At 65.7% G+C, this 17175-nt stretch carries 10 protein-coding genes; 4 read left to right on the top strand and 6 right to left on the bottom strand.

Annotation, left to right across the window (positions count from 1 at the left end):
* Window positions 1-3 precede the first annotated feature (3 nt).
* Both M3P36_RS10670 and M3P36_RS10665 read right to left on the bottom strand, forming a co-directional pair.
* Window positions 4-1767 (bottom strand): ShlB/FhaC/HecB family hemolysin secretion/activation protein, encoded by a 1764-nt coding sequence (locus M3P36_RS10670; RefSeq protein WP_249703239.1) that lies wholly within the window; start codon window positions 1765-1767, stop codon window positions 4-6.
* 269 nt (window positions 1768-2036) lie between these two features.
* A complete protein-coding gene (locus M3P36_RS10665; RefSeq protein WP_249703238.1) occupies window positions 2037-2945 on the bottom strand; it encodes a tetratricopeptide repeat protein in 909 nt (302 codons plus the stop codon).
* A gap of 116 nt (window positions 2946-3061) precedes the next feature.
* On the opposite strand from M3P36_RS10665, the gene M3P36_RS10660 reads away from it, so the two are divergent.
* The 4 genes from M3P36_RS10660 to M3P36_RS10645 are packed head-to-tail and all read left to right on the top strand — an operon-like array spanning window position 3062 to window position 9021.
* Complete coding sequence (locus M3P36_RS10660) at window positions 3062-5521, top strand: cyclic nucleotide-binding domain-containing protein (RefSeq protein ID WP_249703237.1); 2460 nt, start codon at window positions 3062-3064, stop codon at window positions 5519-5521.
* Window positions 5521-6363, top strand: coding sequence for an efflux RND transporter periplasmic adaptor subunit (locus M3P36_RS10655; RefSeq protein WP_249703236.1), 843 nt, complete (start codon window positions 5521-5523; stop codon window positions 6361-6363). The genes M3P36_RS10660 and M3P36_RS10655 overlap by 1 nt, the downstream gene beginning before the upstream one ends.
* Window positions 6363-8108 (top strand): cytochrome c3 family protein, encoded by a 1746-nt coding sequence (locus M3P36_RS10650; protein ID WP_249703235.1) that lies wholly within the window; start codon window positions 6363-6365, stop codon window positions 8106-8108. Before M3P36_RS10655 ends, M3P36_RS10650 begins: the two co-directional genes overlap by 1 nt.
* A gap of 55 nt (window positions 8109-8163) precedes the next feature.
* Entirely contained in the window at window positions 8164-9021 is an 858-nt protein-coding gene (locus M3P36_RS10645) for a phosphodiesterase (RefSeq protein WP_249703234.1), read from the top strand.
* Between the two features lie 33 nt (window positions 9022-9054).
* Here the strand turns inward: M3P36_RS10645 and M3P36_RS10640 are convergent, their stop codons facing one another.
* The 4 genes from M3P36_RS10640 to M3P36_RS10625 all read right to left on the bottom strand — a co-directional run bounded on the left by M3P36_RS10640 (window position 9055) and on the right by M3P36_RS10625 (window position 17087).
* Window positions 9055-10143: a histidine kinase dimerization/phosphoacceptor domain -containing protein gene (locus M3P36_RS10640; RefSeq protein WP_249703233.1), complete on the bottom strand. Its 1089-nt coding sequence runs from the start codon at window positions 10141-10143 to the stop codon at window positions 9055-9057.
* Window positions 10144-10273: 130 nt separating this feature from the next.
* A complete protein-coding gene (locus tag M3P36_RS10635) occupies window positions 10274-11125 on the bottom strand; it encodes a DUF8021 domain-containing protein (protein ID WP_249703232.1) in 852 nt (283 codons plus the stop codon).
* Window positions 11126-11136: 11 nt separating this feature from the next.
* Window positions 11137-15243, bottom strand: coding sequence for a hypothetical protein (locus M3P36_RS10630; protein ID WP_249703231.1), 4107 nt, complete (start codon window positions 15241-15243; stop codon window positions 11137-11139).
* Window positions 15243-17087, bottom strand: a complete 1845-nt coding sequence (locus M3P36_RS10625) for a hypothetical protein (protein WP_249703230.1) — start codon at window positions 17085-17087, stop codon at window positions 15243-15245. Before M3P36_RS10625 ends, M3P36_RS10630 begins: the two co-directional genes overlap by 1 nt.
* Window positions 17088-17175 lie beyond the last annotated feature (88 nt).

Below are 17175 nucleotides of genomic sequence, written 5' to 3'. Positions count from 1 at the left end.
TCGTCAGAACCTCCAGGGGGCAAGGCGGCTGCTCAGCGAGACCAGCAGGCGCACGTCGCCGCGTGGGCGACCGGCAAAGCGTTCGGCATCGGTGCGTTTCAGCGGAACGGCCAGGGTGACATCGCCCTGCAGCCCGCGGCCCTGCGTAAAGCGCAGGCCTCCGCCGAGCGAAAGCAGGCTGTCGGGGTTGGTGGCGCGCTGGCTGGGATCACGGTCGCGCACCGTGGCCGCGTCGGCAAAGACATATGGCTGGAGCGCGAAGCTGTCGAGCGACTGCGGGACCAGTGATCCATAGCGCAGTTCGACCCGGCTGGTAACGCCAAGGTCACCGATCACCGAGGCCGGATCATAGCCGCGCCCGGCGGAAAAACTGCCGCCGCTCAATTCCTCGAAAGCGGGCAGCGGATCGCGTGTGTACTGGCCTTCCAGGTCGATCGCCACGGTGAACAGCGGGACCGGGCGGTATTCGAAATGTACGTCGGCCCGCAGCAGCATGGCGGTGGGATCCTGCTCGATCCGGCTTGGCACTTCACCAGCGGCGAAGCAGGCGAGCGGCGTGGTGCGGCAATCGCGGCTGGCGCCCAGCACGCCCAGCCCCTTGCGCAGTTCCAGCCCCACGGCCAGCCGCGAACGCGGTTCATAGGGCGAATAGCCGCCGCGCCGGGCGATCGAATCGATATCGGTTTCGGTCAGGTCGAAGCGCAGCCAGGCGGTGCGTACGTTGTCGCGGGTGAGCAGGGTGGTGTTCACCTTCACGTCCTGGTCCACCAGGTCCAGCCCCATCGAACCGTGCACCGACCGCGCCTGTGTGCGCAGGAAGGGATAGCGGGCATGGACGCGGGCATAGAGCGTGTCGGACTTCACATCGAACCCGGCAATGCCGAGCGTCGGATTGGTCCAGCCCAGCGTGACCTGTCCGCCCAGCTCCAGCCCTTCGGAGCCGACCAGCATGGCATGGCCAAGCTGCACCGTCTGCTGTTCCGAGAAGTCGGCCGAGCTGTAGAGCGACAGCGTGGTGCGATCGCCCTGTCCGGTGATGTCGTAGAGTTCGGCCCGCAGCAGTCCGCCGAACCGGCCGAGCGCGCGCGAGCCATAGTTCTGCACATTGGCATCGACCGATGCCGTGCGCCGCACCACTGCCACTTCGCCGATCAGGTCGCCCGGATCGCCATTGGCGGCAGGGCGCAGCGCCAGGCGCACGTCGAGGCCGGGAATATCGTCGGCCAGCAGCAGGTAGCGTTCGGCCTCGCGGGTGTTGAACACCGGCTGGCCGACCAGCCTCTCCAGATAGGACGCCAGCAGCCGTTCGGATGGTCCGGCCTCGCCGCGCACGCGCACTGCGGTCAGGCGGCCCAGCACGACACGGAATGTAGCGGCTCCGGCATCGAGCCGCTGCTCGGGAATTTCGACCGCCGCCAGATAGCCGGCATCGGCCAGCATCTGCGTGGCGCTGGCGCGGATATCGCACAGCACGGCAATCGGCAGGTCGCGCCCCAGATAGGGGGCATAGGCGGGTGAAAGGTCAACCCCGGTGGCCGCTTCCGCCCCGACAAAGCTGACCCGCGACAGGGTAACGCGGACATCGGCCAGGTCCGGGTTGTCGAGCGCGCAGGGCGTGCGCGCCATTTGCCCGTCAATGGTCAGCGTGGTGCCGCTGCGCTGGTCCATCCGCGCAGGCGGTGGCACCAGTTCGTCGCGGGTTGGAGCAGCGGGCGGCGCAACCTGCGCCATGGTGGGCACGCCAACCGCCAGAATGGCGAGAGCCATCAGGGAAGCACCGCTTGCCCTGCGAAGACCGATTTGCCGAATATGCACCAAGTGCCCGCCTTCCCCCAAAGACGCCGTGCCCACCCAAAGGGGGCGAACATGACAGGACCGCTGCCCAACGCCAGACATGTTGCCTGGCGCAAATGGACTCGTGCCCACAAACTATACTTTAGACGACCCCTAGGGAGGTTATGCAGGCATTGGACCCTGTGTGCAATGCTGCATTGCCGCAATTTTATGGTAAATTGCCCATTACTTTAAACAACATCTCACATGCCGAACGACGATGCCGCTGCACGCAGGCGATCTGCCGAACCCGGATTTGCCGCCAGCGCACGCTCCAGCGCGCGGGCCGCATCGGCATCCCGGCCCAGGGTGCGATAGCTGCGCATCAGCATGATCCAGCCATCAACATTGGCCGGATCGCCTTCCAGCCGCGCGGCCAGCCGTGCCACCATGCCCTCGGCCATGTCCTCCTGCTGGCTGGGGGGAATGGCGGCAGCGGCGGCGAGCTGTTCCTGCGTCGGCCCGGGCACGCCGGACACCACGTCGACCGGGAGGATCCCGCGCGTGGCCAGCGCCTGTTCCACCCGGGTACCGAGGTCGATCCCTTCGCGCTGGCCGACCTGGCTGATCGTGCGCACCAGGTCCGTTTCCCACGGCGCGCCCGGCGGCGTATCGGCCAGCAGGGCCAGCCAGTCGCCGATCGCGCCCTGGTGATCGCCCGTCAGGTCTTTCGCCACGGCCAGGAAATAGCGCGCCCGGTGGTCGCCGGGATCGATGGCCACGGCGCGGCGGAAGGCATCGAGCGCGGGCGCAGGCATCGGATCGCTGTCGCTGGCCATCACCCGCGCCTCGCCCAGCGCCGACCATAGCAGGGCGCTGTCGGGCTCGATTTCGGCAGCCCTCTGATAGGCTTCGGCGGCTTCGGGAAACATGTTCTGGTTGAAATAGGCCAGGCCCAGCCGCTGCCACGCGACGGGATCGTCCGGCGATGCTTCTGCCAGGCGCAGGAGGTCGTCGAGTGTCTCGGGCGCATCGGCCACTACGGGACCGGACAGGGAACTGCCGCTGTCGCTCCCCGCCAGTCGCCAGACCAGTGCACCGGCCAGCAGGGCAACGGCCAGCAGCGCCACCAGTGCACCCTTGCCCCATGCTTTCGTCTCGCCGCTATCCACTGTCCTGCAATCCCCCCGATGATACGCCCAATCATGATCCGCGCCATCATAGGCAGCCATGCGCAAGGTTTTCAATGCGGATGCTTTCATGCATAAGCATTGCCAGGGGGGCCGTTATGGTAGTGGGACCGGGCCGTGTAGCAGTTGCGATCGTAGGATCGGGTCCGGCCGGGCTGAGCGCGGCTGCCCATGCCGCGCGCCTCGGCCTGTCGCACGTGCTGATCGAAAAGACCGACCACCTGTCGGACACGATTTTCAAGTACCAGAAGGGCAAGCACGTGATGGCCACGCCATCCAACCTTGTCCTGCGTTCCGACCTCGATTTCGATGCCGGTGCGCGCGAGACGATCCTTGGCCTGTGGGACGAGCAGATCGCGGCGGGCGCGGTGAACGTGCGCTATAACGCCGAAGTCACCGCGATTACCGGCGACAAGGGCGATTTCACCATTGCGATCAAGGGCGGGGAGCCGATCCTGGCCGAAAACGTGGTCCTGGCCATCGGTACCCAGGGCAATCCCAACCTGTTGCGCGTGCCCGGCGGCAACCTGGGCCATGTGCAGTACCAGCTTGATGATCCGGGCGAGTATTTCGACGAGCATATCACCGTCGTCGGTTCGGGCGATGCGGGGATCGAGAATGCGCTCGGCCTCGCCGCCGATCCGGCGCAGCGCAACGTGGTGACCATCCTCAACCGCAGCACGGACTTTGCCCGCGCCAAGGGGGCCAACGTCAAGTTGCTGCAGGCGGCGGAGGATGACGGGCGGATCATCGTCAAGCGCGAATGCTCGCCAGCCGAAGTGCGGGCAGGCGAACTGGTGCTCGAAACTCGCGACGGCGAGGAAGTGATCGCCTGCCACCGCATCATCGCCCGCACCGGATCGAAGCCGCCGCGCGACTTTGTTGAAGCCATCGGGGTGGAGTTCACCAGCGCCGAACGCGATGCCTTCCCGGCACTGACGCCGACCTTCGAGACCACCAAGCCCGGCGTCTTCGTGATCGGCGCGCTGGCGGGCTATCCGCTGATCAAGCACTGCATGAACCAGGGCTATGACGTGGTGGAATTCCTTAACGGGAACACCGCGCTCAAGCCCGCTGACCAGCCGATCCTGGAAGAGAAATTCGCCGGCCTGCCGGGCAGGCATTCGGTCGAACACTGGCTGGAAACGATCGGCACCCAGGTGTCGATCTTTGCTGACCTGTCGCCGCTGCAACTGCGCGAACTGCTGCTCGATTCCACCGTACGGGCCTTCCAGCCGGGCGAGGTCGTGTTCACCCGCAACGAGCCGGGCTCCTCGATGTTCGCCATTGTCGAAGGGTCCGTCGCGGTCGAAGTCAATCCCAAGGACGCCTCCATCACCGTGCCGATCGAACAGGGCTCGATCTTCGGCGAGGTGGGCCTGATTTCCGGCCGTCCGCGCGGCTCAACCGTGCGTGCGGCAGAGCGGCTGGTGGTGGTCGAACTGTCGCGCACCGCCGCGCTGAAACTAATCGCCACGGTCCCCGCCGCCGCCCGCGCGGTGAACCGTATCGCGGTGGAGCGGCAGTTGCTGCAGATGTTCGGATCGGGCCTCACGCGCGAGGACGTCGCCCCGCTGGTCGAAGCCGCCGAGGTCAAGGAAGTGCGCGCCGGTACGCGGGTGATCGAGGAAGGCGGGGACGACAGGGATATCTACGTCATCCGCCGCGGTTCGATGGTGGTGGAAAAGGACATCGGCGGCAAGCCGGTGTTCCTGTCCTACCTGCCCGCCGGATCCTATTTCGGCGAGATGGCGGTGATCGACGGGTCGAAGCGCACGGCCACGGTCAAGGCCGCCATCAAGAGCGAAGTGGTGCGCATTCCGGGCGAGCTGTTCACCGCGCTGCTCGATGCCAAGCCGGCCCTGCGCCAGCGCGCGCTGGACGATGTCGCCCACCGCCGCCAGCTCAATGCCTTTGTCGAGGCGCGAAAGGAAAGCTTCGGGTCCGCCGCCGATCTCTATGCCGAAACCGCGCAGTTCCTGATCGATAACGGCATCGGCGAGGCGACCGATGCGCTCTTGATCGACGAGCGATTGTGCGTCGGCTGCGACAATTGCGAGAAGGCCTGCGCCGACAGCCACGAGGGGCTTTCCCGCCTCGATCGCGAGGCCGGACGGTCCTATGCCCACCTCCACGTGCCGACATCGTGCCGCCACTGCGAACACCCGCATTGCATGGCCGATTGCCCGCCCAATGCGATCAAGCGCGGCCCCGATGGTGAGGTGTTCATCGATCCCACCTGCATCGGCTGCGGCAATTGCCAGCGCAACTGCCCCTATGGCGTGATCCGCATGGATGCCAAGCCGCCGGAAAAGCCGGGCCTTCTCACCTGGCTGCTGTTCGGTGCCGGGCCGGGGCCGGGCGAGGCGAGCTATTCGTGGCGCAAGAAGACCGCCGCCAAACAGGGGCTGGAACAGGCCAAGCTGGCGGTGAAATGCGACATGTGTTCAGGCATCGAGGGCGGCCCTGCCTGCGTGCGCGCCTGCCCCACCGGCGCGGCGATCCGCGTGGCACCCGAAGGCTTTTTGTCGGTCACCCGCGAAGGAGGGCTCGACTGATGGCCACCCAGCCACGTGACAGCAGCATACGCGAGAGCGACCACGAAGGGTTCCTGGCCCACAAGGGCATGCGCTGGCTCAAGGTGGCGCTGGTGCTGTGCCTGGTGGTCATCGTGGCCTATCTGCTGGTGGACGTGCAGCCGCGCCACAACGGCGGCACATGGTTCGGCTATACGCTGGGCACCGTCGGCGCGGGGCTGATCATCTGGCTGGCCCTGCTCGGCATCCGCAAACGCAACATGACGCGCGGCAAGTGGTCGCTGAAGGCCTGGACTTCGGCCCACGTCTATCTCGGCCTGGCGCTTATCGTGGTGGCAACCTTGCACACCGGGTTCCAGTTCGGCTGGAATGTCCACACCCTTGCCTATGGCCTGATGATGCTGGTGATCGCGTCGGGCATCTGGGGCATCTCGGTCTATGCCGCGCTGCCTGCCAAACTGGCCGACAACCGGCGCGGCATGACCAAGGGGCAGATGCTCGCCAGCCTCGATGCGCTGGATCGCCAGCTTGAAAATGCCGCCCAGCCGCTCGGCCGGGCAGAGGCGGATTTGGTGATCGCCGCGCTGGAACAGGATGCCTTCAAGGTTGGACTTGTCACCCGCCTGTCGGGCCGCAACCCGCGCTGCCGCACGCGGCGGGCGCTGGAACAGATGGTCGCGAGTGAGGAGACGGCCAAGGTCCTCAGCCTGCTGCGCAAGCGCGAGGCCCAGCTTGACCAGATCCGCCGCCACCTGCGGCTGCGTGCCATGCTGGAAGTGTGGCTTTACATCCATGTGCCGGTGACGATTGCCCTGTTGGGCGCGCTTACCGCGCATATCGTCAGCGTATTCTACTACTGGTGATGATGACCATGCTCTTCCGCATCCGCACCATCGATTTCACCGCCGCCGGGCGCGAACTGGTGCGCAACCGCGAGGTTAGTGCCGACAGCCTCGGCGTGGGTCGTGCCACTTCCAATGCCGTGCACCTGCCAGACCTTGCGGTGGAGCAGGAGCACTTGCGGATCAGTGCCACGCCAGCGGGTGCCCTGGCGCTGGTGGCGGCGGGATCGCTAGGCTTCACCATCGACGGGCGGCAGGTCATGTCGGCCAGCGTCGATCCGGCGCGGGGCGCGGAACTGGGCGTCGGCTCCTACCGGCTGGAACTGGCCCGCGACGACGATGGCACCACGCTGATCACCGTGCGCCAGGTGGCGGATGACGAGGGCGAGGGCAAGGACCGGCTGCGCGGCTTTTCGCTCGCCTCGGCCATGCCCGGCAAGCGGGCGATGAGCTGGATCGGCATCGCCGCGATCCTCATCGCCTTCCTCGCCATCCCCATATGGACCCATCTCAATCGCGAACGGGTGGAGCCCGATCTCAATGCGGTCGGCGCGGTGCGGATGGATGCGAGCTGGTCCACCGGCGCACTGTCGTCGGTCCACCATGGCCTCGAAGACAATTGCGAGGCCTGCCATGTCGAACCGTTCCAGCCCGTGCAGGATGCCACCTGCCTGACCTGCCACGAGGATATCGCCGACCACGCCCTCGCCTCGCGCATGGACACCGGCCGGCCTGCACCGAGCGGCGGTGACGCGCTGCTTTGGCGGATCGCGCGGACATTCGGCAAGCCCGGCCCCGGCGCCTGCACCGATTGCCATACCGAGCATGAGGGCGCGGGCCGGATGGAGCCGACGGCCCAAGCCTTCTGCTCCGATTGCCACAACACGCTGGATGCCCGCCTGACCGATACGGCGCTGGGCAATGCCCGCGATTTCGGCGAGCTGCATCCCGAATTCAAGGTTGCCGTGCTGCCCACGCAGGGCGCGTCGCGGGCGGTGCGGGTGTCGCTCGACAGCAACCCGCAGGACTGGAATGGCCTCAGGTTCCCGCACGATGTCCACCTCGATGCGACCAGCGGCGTCACCCAGATGGCGCGGCGGCTGGGCGAGGCGGCGGGCTATGGCGAAGTGCTCCAGTGCAGCAACTGCCATACGCCCACGGCGGATGGCGTGCGCTTCCTGCCGGTCAACATGGAGAACAATTGCGAGGCCTGTCACAGCCTCGTCTATGACCAGGTCGGCACCACGTTCCGCACCCTGCGCCACGGCAATATCGAACAGACGCAGGCCGACCTGCTGGCCGCCGATCGCGCGCCCCGCCGCCCGGTCACCACCGGCAGGCGCCGCCCGGGCGATTTTGCCGAAGGCGGGATCTATTACGGCAATTTCACCCGCGTGATGCCTTCGGTCCTGCGGTCCAGCGTGATGAGCGAGGAAGGCCTGTGCGGCGAATGCCACCTGCCGGGCAATCCGGCATCCGGCGCCCTGGCCGTAGCTCCCGTTACCCAGCGTGATCGCTTCATGATCCACGGCTGGTTTGACCACAAGGCGCACCGGCAGGAAGACTGCGCGAGCTGCCACGCCACCGATACCTCGGGTTCGGCCACCGACCTGCTGCTGCCGGGCATCGCCTCGTGCCGCGATTGCCATGAAGGCGAAGCCTCGCGCACGGCGGCAGTGCCTTCGGGCTGCGCCATGTGCCATTCCTATCACCCGCCTGCGGGCCTCAACACCGCACCTGCGCGTATTGCCGGATTACGCCCTTGACGGGGAGCGACTACCATCGAGGCCGCAAAGCGGCCCGCACAGGGGGGAAGTGCCGATGATCATCGCCCAGATGACCGATATCCACATCGGCTTCGATCCAGAGGCCCGGCCAGAGGAACTGAACCGCCAGCGCTTCCGCGCCACATTGGACCGCCTGCTGAAACAGCCCAATGTGCCCGACATGCTGATCTGTTCGGGCGATATCACCGACAGGGGCGATGCGGACAGCTTTGCCCGCACGGCCGAGCTGCTGGCCGAGCTGCCGTTCCCTGTCCATGTGATGGTCGGCAACCACGACAGCCGCGATGGCCTGCTGGCCGCTTTCCCCCAGACGCTACGCGGCGATGATGGTTTCATCCACGCCGCTTTCGAGCAGGACGGCCTGCTGGTGGTTCTGCTCGATACGCTGGAACCGGGCCGCCACGGCGGGGCATTCTGCACGGCGCGGCGCGACTGGCTGCGCGGTGTGCTGGAGGCTAACCGTGATGTGCCGACAGTGGTGTTCATGCACCATCCGCCGGTCGTATCCGGCATCGCCTGGATGGACCCGCGCGAGGACGAGGCGTGGATACAAAACCTCGCCGCCGCTTTCGATGGCATGGGCCAGGTCCAGGCGATCCACTGCGGCCACTTGCACCGCCAGATCGTGAGCAGTTTCTGCGGCATACCTGTCAGCGTCACGCCCTCGGTCGCGCCGCTGGTGTCGCTGGACCTGCGCCCAATCTCGCCGGACAAGCCCGACAGCCGCCCCCTGATCACCACCGAACCGCCAAGCTATGCCCTGCACCACTGGGACGGCACGCGGCTGGTCTCGCACTACGAAAAGGTCAGCGACTGGCAGGTGATCGCCTACTACGGCCCGCATTTGCAGCCGATGATCCGCGAGATGGAGCGGGAGAAGCTGGCGGAATAAGCTGGCGCAGCCTTTCAGAGGCCGGCGTGAAGGCTAGTGGCGGCCCGATTGAACGGTCAGCATCATGCCTCCGCCCTGCGACTGCCAGTTGACCGATGCATCGAGCGACGATGCCAGCGACTGGATGACCCGGGTGCCGAACCCGGAAGCGGCTGCCGCCCGCCGGGCATCCTCGGCCGAGCCCGATCCATCGTCCTGGCAGGTGATGGCCCACATGGTGTCATCGACCGTGATTTCGATCGTGATGGTGCCTGATCCATCCCGGAAGCCGTGCTTCACGCTGTTGGAGATGAATTCGTTCACGACCAGCAGTAGGCCATTGGCCAGGTTGGACGCCGCGCGATCGCCGTGGACCACAAGATCCAGCCGGACATTTGCCGGCAGCAGTTGATGCAGATCGCCTTCGATGCGCTTGAACAAGGCCTGCAGGTCGATGGCTTCGCCTTCTGCCAGGTCATGCAGTTCGGCATGCAGCGAGGCGAGTGAACGGATGCGCGCGCTGGCATCTTCCAGTGCCATGCGAACAGCGTCGTCGTCTGCCCGGCGCGCCCGCATCGCCAGCAGGGCACCGATGGAAGCCAGTGAATTCTTGACCCGGTGATCCACTTCGCGCCGCAGCGTCTGCTCCTTTTCCAGCGCCGCGCGCAGGTTGAGTTCGCGCATCACGTGCTTGGACAGGACCCTGAGGACATTGCGCTGGCTGTCCGTCAGGCGGCGCGGCTGGCGGTCGAGGACGCACAAGGTGCCCAGCGGCAGGCCGTTCTCCCCGTACAGCACCGCGCCAGCATAGAACCGGAAGCCATCGGGGCCATTGCACAGCGGATTGTCGGCCATGCGCCGGTCGAGCAGCGTATCGGGTATTTCCACGAAATCGCCCTGCAGAATGGCATGGCCGCACATGCTGGTATCGAGCGGCGTGGACCGGACCCCCAGGCCGACTTCGGCCTTGAACCACTGACGCCCTTCGTCAATGAAATTGACCACCGAAACCGGCGTGCCGCAAAGCTCGGAAGCAAGTTCCACCAGCTCGTCAAAATCGCGTTCGCGGTCGGTATCGAGTATGCCGTAGCGATGCAGTTCGCGGAGCCGCTCGTCCTCTTGTGGATGAAGGCCTGGTTTCATCCCGCTCTGATAGCAGGCTTTTTAAGGAACGGAAGAAGCACGAGCCGGGGCTGGACAAGGCCGGTCATCCGCCACCCCGATCCTTGCGTCCCTGCACTATCGGTCGGTTCCCTGGCCTCAACCAGCCCCGTTACCGCCCGCAGTTGGGCGTGATGCAGGCCGTCACCTCGTGGATGTAGCGGTTCATGCCGTTTTCGATGCGGAAGGTCTGGCTGGCGGGGGTCCCCGGGTGATAGGGGCCGAGGCCGGCGTCGATCCAGCTAAAATTGTGGAAGATGCTGACCGCGCCCAGCGCTTCGTCGATGACATAGCGGCGGCTCCCGGTCTGGATCGGCTGCGGGAATGCGCCCATGGTGCAGGTCTGGCCTTCGGGATCGCGCGCGCCGGTGAAGATGCGGCCTTCGAGCCGGGAGCAGGGTGTGCCGTGCGGCACCGGCAGGTCCGGGTTGCCCCAGTTGTTGATATAGGCCTCGGCCGCGGCCTGGAGAACGCCGCGCCGGTCGCGCTGGTCTGCCGGGATTTCGCCCCAGTTCTCGATCCGCGTCTGGGCCAGGTGCACGTCTGCGCCGAACACCCAGTCATCGGCATCGGTCACCACCGATTCCATCACGCTCACCTCGCCAGCCTCTGTCACCTCCATGCGGGTGTGGATGACATAGGGGTGCGGGTGGGTGGCGGCGGTGATTTCGGTGAAGGTGGCGCAATGCGCGGTGTCGTGGAAGCTGCGGGTGAAATCGATGGGCAGGGCCTGGGTCAGAATGCCCCCAGCACTGGCCACGGGCAGGTCGTTCTCGCCATAATAGGCGTCGGTGGCGAATTGCAGCAGGCCGGGGTTGCCAGTCGCCTGGGCCTCGACATAGGTGTCGGTCAACTGCTGCAGCATGGCGCGGTCGCATTCGGCCCTGGCACTTGTCGAGAACGCCAGGCCGGCCAGCACGAGAGCACATTTGGCCGTGGTCCCTGCCAGTTTCGCTTTGCTCATTTCGGCTCCCCTCAATTTGCGGCCACGACCGGCCCGCGCCCCGGCACCCACGCCGCCATGTCCACCTCGTCGCTCACCCGCCACGGTATCCCGGCGGAGTTGAGGAAGAAGTCCTCCATCTCGCTGCGGGTGAACGGGCGGCTGCCGAGCCTGCCGAACACCGCGATCTGCCCGCCGGTTTCGTCCACCGCGCGGTCGCGGTCGAGGCCCTTGGACATCGACAGGGCGGGCGAGGGGGTGCGGGCCCAGGCGATCAGTTCGGGCATGGGGGCGGGCGAAAATCCGTAGAAGTTCGGCTGGCTTTCGGGGCTGGTCAGCTGCACCACTTTCATCCCGTTAACGCCATCGGCGACATAGGCGAACAGGCTGGCGTTGGTGCTGGCGACGATCACGTCCTCCACATCGTTCATCGTCCCGCCGAAAGTCTCGCGGCGGTAAACGGTGGGGGCCAGAGGGCGAGTCACGTTGACGATCACCAGCCCCTCGGCCTTGCCCGCGACATAGGCATAGGTGCGGGCGAGGTAGATCTTCTGCGCGTTTGCCATGGCCACGAAGCCCTCGGGCCGCTCGACCGGATTGCGGAGGCTCGTCACGTCGAACAGCTTCATGCCATCGGCGTCGCTCACCCACAGGTAGCGGAACTGGATCGCGCTGGCCCGTGCATCGCGCATTTCGCGCACGGCGGCCAATTGCGGATTGGCCGGGTCAGCCAGGTCCACCACCACCAGGCCAATGTCCGCCGTGATATAGGCAATCTCGCCTGCCAGTGTGATGTGCCGCGCTCCGCGAAGCACGCCATCGGGGTTCCACGCATCGCGGCCATTGCCGAAGGTCAGCCGCGACACATTGTTGTTGCGCAGTTCGCCATCGGCAAAGGTATCGACATCGACCAGGATCAGTCCTTCGACCGCATCGGTCACCACGGCATAGGAGTAGATCGGCAGGAACGGCTGCTCCTCGTTCATCAGGCGCAGCGCTTCGGTGTTCCGCGTGGGTGCGATGGCCTGCATCGTGGGCAGGGCCATGCAGGTGGCATTGCGGCTGGGCACCCGGGTGTTGTTGCTCAGGGGGCTGAACGGGGCGGTGATGATCCGTTCGGACACGCCCTTGTTGGCGATCGAGGCAATGTCATAGACGCGGAAGCCCCCGCGCCCTTCGGCCACGAACATGTATTCGCCGCGCATTTGCAGGCAGCGCACGGCATCGCGCGTGCCTTCGTGCACGTTGAAGAATTCCTCCATCGCGCGCGTTTCGCCCGACAGACCGTCGCTGAAGGTGGGGCCACGGGTCCAGTTCTTCAGCTCGCGCCCGTTATCCTCCACGTGGCGGCGGAAATAGTCGGGGTACGAGAACCGCTGGAGGTACGAGCCGATCACCGCCTGCGGCTCGTCCCATTCGGTCACGCGGGTGGCCTGGAAGCCGCCTTCCAGCCCGGTCCAGGCATTGAGCCCCACGAAGTTGACGTAGTTGGTGCCCAGCAGCAGCAGCTGCGCCATGATGGCGTTGTTGTCCTCGTTCTCGGACAGGTGGCAATCGGTGCAGGTCTTGGTCTCGGTCAGCCGCACGGTATGCGGGAAGTGCGGGGCGAAGGCCTGGCTGGAAAAGCCGATCGAGCTGATCGGCGGCTGCTGGATATAGATCCGCTCGCGGTTGATGTTGGTCGAGCTGAGGACCAGCGCGCTGGACGACCGCACCGGAGCCACCTGGTTGCCCTTGGTGGTCTGGTGAATGCCAAGCTGGAACATCTCGTCACGCGCCACCTGCGGGTTGTAGGTGGCGAAATTGCGGGTGCTTTCGCCTTCATAGCGGTGGATGGGCGAGCTCCAGTTGGCCTCGATTGGCAGGTGGCAGCCGCCGCAGCTGGTGGTCCAGCTAAGGTGGCAGGTGAAGCAGGCCATCTCCTCCTCGCCATGGGCGCGGTTATCGCGGCCGATGCCGAGGCCGAATTCGAAATTGCCGGTTTCCGCGCCATCGCGGCTCATCAGCTTGGCGCGCGCGCTCTTGCCGTTGAAATCGGGGCTGGCGGGATCGACCGTGTCGCGCACCAGGCTCATTTCCCATTCAATGCTGGGATCGACCAGCGAGCGCTGGATCAGCGTGCGGCGGCCATTGGGCCCATCGATCCATTCGAACCGGCGGCGGCCATCGGGGTTGCGCAGGATCGACAGGTCATGCCCGCCGGGAGGGGCAGCGGGGCCAGAGGTGCGCAGGTTGGGCAGGGCATCGGCCGTGCCGTGGCAGTCCTTGCAGCCGATCTCGATCGCATTGGCCACTTCGCCATAGATCAGGCCGTTGCCGTGGCTATCCTGCGCAAAGTGGCAATCGGCGCACTGCATGCCCTTTTCGGCATGGATATCCATCATGTGGACCGTCTTGCCGGGGTTTATGCCTGCGGGAACGAATTGTTCCTCGCCCTCGCGCCGCCAGCGTTCGGGATCGTCGGGCGCGACAATGCCGCCTTCGGCATCGAGCAGGTTGCCTTCGCGGTCACGCTTCAAGATGGCGCGGAAGTTCCAGCCGTGGCCGTGGTAATCGCCGAACTGGGTGTGCTCCAGTTCGGGGTTCAGGTCATAGACGTTGCGCAGGAAATCGATGTCGCCCCACAGCCCGCGCGGCGCGGCGCCTTCGGGGTTGCGATCGTTGATCTCGCGCACCTGGGCGGCGGTGGGATAGCGCTGGGTCAAGTAGGTCGCGGCATAGTCCGTTTCGCTCATCCCCGCCGGGCGCGGGGTGCGGTTCTCAGGCCCGGGCCACATGAACGGCGCATCGGCCTCGTAATCCCACATGGTGTAGCCGAGGAACGAATTGAGGAAGATATTGGGCTGGTGCATGTGGCAGTTCATGCACTGCGCAGTGGGAATGGCGCGGGTGAACACGTGCTGCAGCGGATGGCCGCTCTCGCGTACGGGTTCTTCGTGTTGATCGCCAGCACGGATCAGCGCGCCGTGGCCGGTGTTATGGTCCTTGCGCATCAGCCGGTTGATTGTGGGATCGACTGTCACCGTCTGCCCGTCACGCCCGTGCTGGGCATAGACCAGCGAATGGCGCGGCTCGCGGTCATTGGCATAGACCACGTGACAGCTCGCGCAGCCCGAATGGCGATAGTCGCCCGGCTGGTCATTCGTGCCCATGAACCAGGTGAACGGATCGTTGAGGCGGGTCTTGTGGATGTTGAGCACCGGGATCGCGGCACGCAGGCCCGTGGCTGGGCCGCGGTTGGACTGCCGCAGGTCGGGGCGGCCCGGTTCTTCCAGCCGCTGGATCAGGCCGGTGGGATTGGGCAAGCCGATCTCGGGAAACTGGCTGGCGATATTGCGCCCGCCGCGCTCGAACACGCGGAAGATATCGCCCGGCGGCACCACGTGCCAGGTGGGCAGCGGATAGAGCGCACCCAGCGCCCCGCGTGCTTCCTGTTCCGGGGTGACCGTGCCGAACGGCTCACCCGGAGCGAGGATCATGGCCGGTTCGCCATCGCGCGTATAGGCTTCGCCCAGGGCGTAGTTCTTGAACGGCAGGATGCCGTTGTTGTAGCTCGCCCCGCCCCACAGCATCGCGCCGGTGGCCATGAGCGAACGCTCGGCCGCCTCGATCACCGGCATGTGGCAGGCCCCGCAGGCCTCTCGCGCCACGCGGTAGTCGCTGGGATTGACGAAGCGCAGGAAGGCGGGATCCTCGCGGTTCAATAGCGAGTAGGACCGCACCGGATTGGCGGACGAAGGGAAATGCCAGCTTTCGGGCAGGGTCGGCAGGACGTGGGCGGAATCGCGCGCCATCACATAGTCCGGATGGTCGAAATCCAGCTCCGGATTGCCGCGCACCGTGGGATTGCCGCCATGGCAATCGACGCAGCCCAGCACCACGGCATCGCTCACATGCATGGTCGGCGCATCGGTCTGGACGTGGCACGAATTGCAGCCATCAGACTTGGCCATCATCTCGGCGCGCGACTGGTTCTGCGGCGCGGGCGCGGCAAGGACCAGGCTGTAATCGCGCGGCACAGGGGTCTCGCCCTCGGCAGCGCGGGTCTGCGGGCCGAGCACCAAGGCAACGGCGGTGATGGCCAGGCTGGCAGCCAGGACAAATTGGCGTGGGGCGATATGGCGGCGGGCGATCATCATCAGTATGTCAGTGTCACATTAGCGAGCACCGAAACATAGGCCCGGTGGTCATTGAAATTGTCGAACAGGTCACGAAAGCCCGCGCCGGGGATCAGCGCGGCGGCGCTGAGGCGCGCGACGATGTTCTGCGTGGCCTGAGGGCGCCAGATCGCCGCGGCGGACAGATCGAAGCCGATGTCGCGCGGGATCGATCCCTCCACCCGCAGGGCCTGCAGGCTGGAGGTATTCTCGAACCACAGGTGGTTGGCATTGGCGGACAGCCGCAGTTCGGGCGAGATGTCGAAATCGGCCCCCAATCCAACCAGCATCAGGCCCGGGTTGTTGAAGTTGGACTGGCCCTGTTCTTTCGATGACCGCAGCGAATTGAGGATGCCGTTGCGGCCATTCAGGCTGATCGCCCGCCCGCCGCCGGCAAAGGGGATGGTCTGGCGGATCCAGTAGCTTGTGTCGGCCCCGGCAAACACGGGGTTCTCGAAAATCGCGTCGAACCCGGTTACCTTGTCGTCGAACGGATCGCCGTCGCCGCTGGCCCATGCGCCGGACAGGCGGAAACGCATCCAGTCCCGGTCATAGGAGAGCTCGGTCGCGGCGAAGAAGGCGCGGATATCGGCTGGGCGGTCGGTGAAGAAGTTGTTCCGATCTTCCCCCAGCGCGGCATAGGTGCTGGCGGTGACATTGATCCGGCCGATCCGTCCGTCGGCGTTATAGCCCAGGTACACCACGTCATAATCGCGGCCCCGCAGGCTTCCGAGCAGGCCGGGGCGGACGGGAAAGCCGTTGGTGTCCACCTCCACATTGTCACCTTCGCGGTTGCGGTTGTAGACCACGGTCACCTGGCTGGTCAGCGCCGGGATCAGGAAATCCTGGCGGTAGAGATTGGCGAGGAAAACCAGGTCATCGCGCGGGCGCTGGACCACGGAATTGAGGCCGGAATTGGTGTCCTTCTCCAGCCGCCAGAATGCGCCAAGGTTGAACTGGAAGCGGTTGTTGTCGCGGTTGCCGAACAATCGCACGCCAAGCTGGCTGTCGTTGAACAGGAAACCACGGAAATCGGACTGGAACGGCTGGATGCCGGCGCGGATCGAGATGAAATCGTAGCGCTCGGTATCGTACTTGCTGAAGTGATAGTCGATGAAAGCTTCCTGCACGCCTAGGAAATGATCGGTCCGATGGGTCGGTTTGGAAGGTTCGACAAACAGCACGCGGCGTTCGGGCACGTCCACGTGGTTGATGTTGTAGGCCAGCGTCAGGCGATATTCGACCGACGGCGGGGCATAGGCGGTGGAGCCCTTGAGCAGGGCGAACCCGGCAATGAAGGTCTGCGACAGGACATAGGACACATCGCGCCCGAACACGTCGAGCCGGTCCGGGTCCTGCGTGGTCTGCACGCCAACGGGAATGGGGAAGGTGCGCGGTTCGATTACCGTGTCCGAAATGGCATTGACGATGAAGAACCATTTGTCGCTGGAAAGGCCGAGGAAGGCAGGCGTGCGGCATACCGCGCTGCCATAGGGAGGCTCCTCGCCGCGCTCGGCCGCAGCTTCGCGCAGCAGGCGGCGGCGTTCGTTGTCCTCTGCATTGTTGGGGCAGATCGGGCGATCGCCCTTGTAGGTGTTCTGGTTGTAGGGATCGAGCGGGTTTTCCACCACCAGCCCCAGGTTCTCGATCAGCCGCCAGCGATCGGGAATGGCAATCTGGTCTGTCGGGAAGGCCGATGGCGGTGGCGCGCGGACAGCGCCGGGATTGTCCTGCCGCATTTGGTCGGGAAGGTCGGCATTGAAGCCGGGGCGGGTGCGGCCTTCGAGGACTCCGGGATCGACCGGGCCTGCGGGCGGTTCGATCATGGTGCCCAAACCGCCTTGGGGGCCGCCCCTGGGAGCAGTCTCGGCAGGCACTTCGGGCGGCGGTGGCGGTTCCTCCGGCTGGGCCGCG

The sequence above is a fragment of the Altererythrobacter sp. KTW20L genome, from assembly GCF_023501975.1.
Lineage (GTDB): Bacteria > Pseudomonadota > Alphaproteobacteria > Sphingomonadales > Sphingomonadaceae > Alteraurantiacibacter.
This window is presented reverse-complemented; position numbering and strand designations above follow the sequence as displayed.

Bases quoted from the DNA above. Each gene is read 5' to 3' on its own strand.
- M3P36_RS10640 (WP_249703233.1), bottom strand. From the start codon at position 10,143: ATGAAACCAGGCCTTCATCCACAAGAGGACGAGCGGCTCCGCGAACTG.
- M3P36_RS10670 (WP_249703239.1), bottom strand. From the start codon at position 1,767: ATGGCTCTCGCCATTCTGGCGGTTGGCGTGCCCACCATGGCGCAGGTT.
- M3P36_RS10650 (WP_249703235.1), top strand. From the start codon at position 6,363: ATGATGACCATGCTCTTCCGCATCCGCACCATCGATTTCACCGCCGCC.
- M3P36_RS10660 (WP_249703237.1), top strand. From the start codon at position 3,062: ATGGTAGTGGGACCGGGCCGTGTAGCAGTTGCGATCGTAGGATCGGGT.
- M3P36_RS10630 (WP_249703231.1), bottom strand. From the start codon at position 15,243: ATGATGATCGCCCGCCGCCATATCGCCCCACGCCAATTTGTCCTGGCT.
- M3P36_RS10645 (WP_249703234.1), top strand. From the start codon at position 8,164: ATGATCATCGCCCAGATGACCGATATCCACATCGGCTTCGATCCAGAG.
- M3P36_RS10625 (WP_249703230.1), bottom strand. From the start codon at position 17,087: ATGATCGAACCGCCCGCAGGCCCGGTCGATCCCGGAGTCCTCGAAGGC.
- M3P36_RS10655 (WP_249703236.1), top strand. From the start codon at position 5,521: ATGGCCACCCAGCCACGTGACAGCAGCATACGCGAGAGCGACCACGAA.
- M3P36_RS10635 (WP_249703232.1), bottom strand. From the start codon at position 11,125: ATGAGCAAAGCGAAACTGGCAGGGACCACGGCCAAATGTGCTCTCGTG.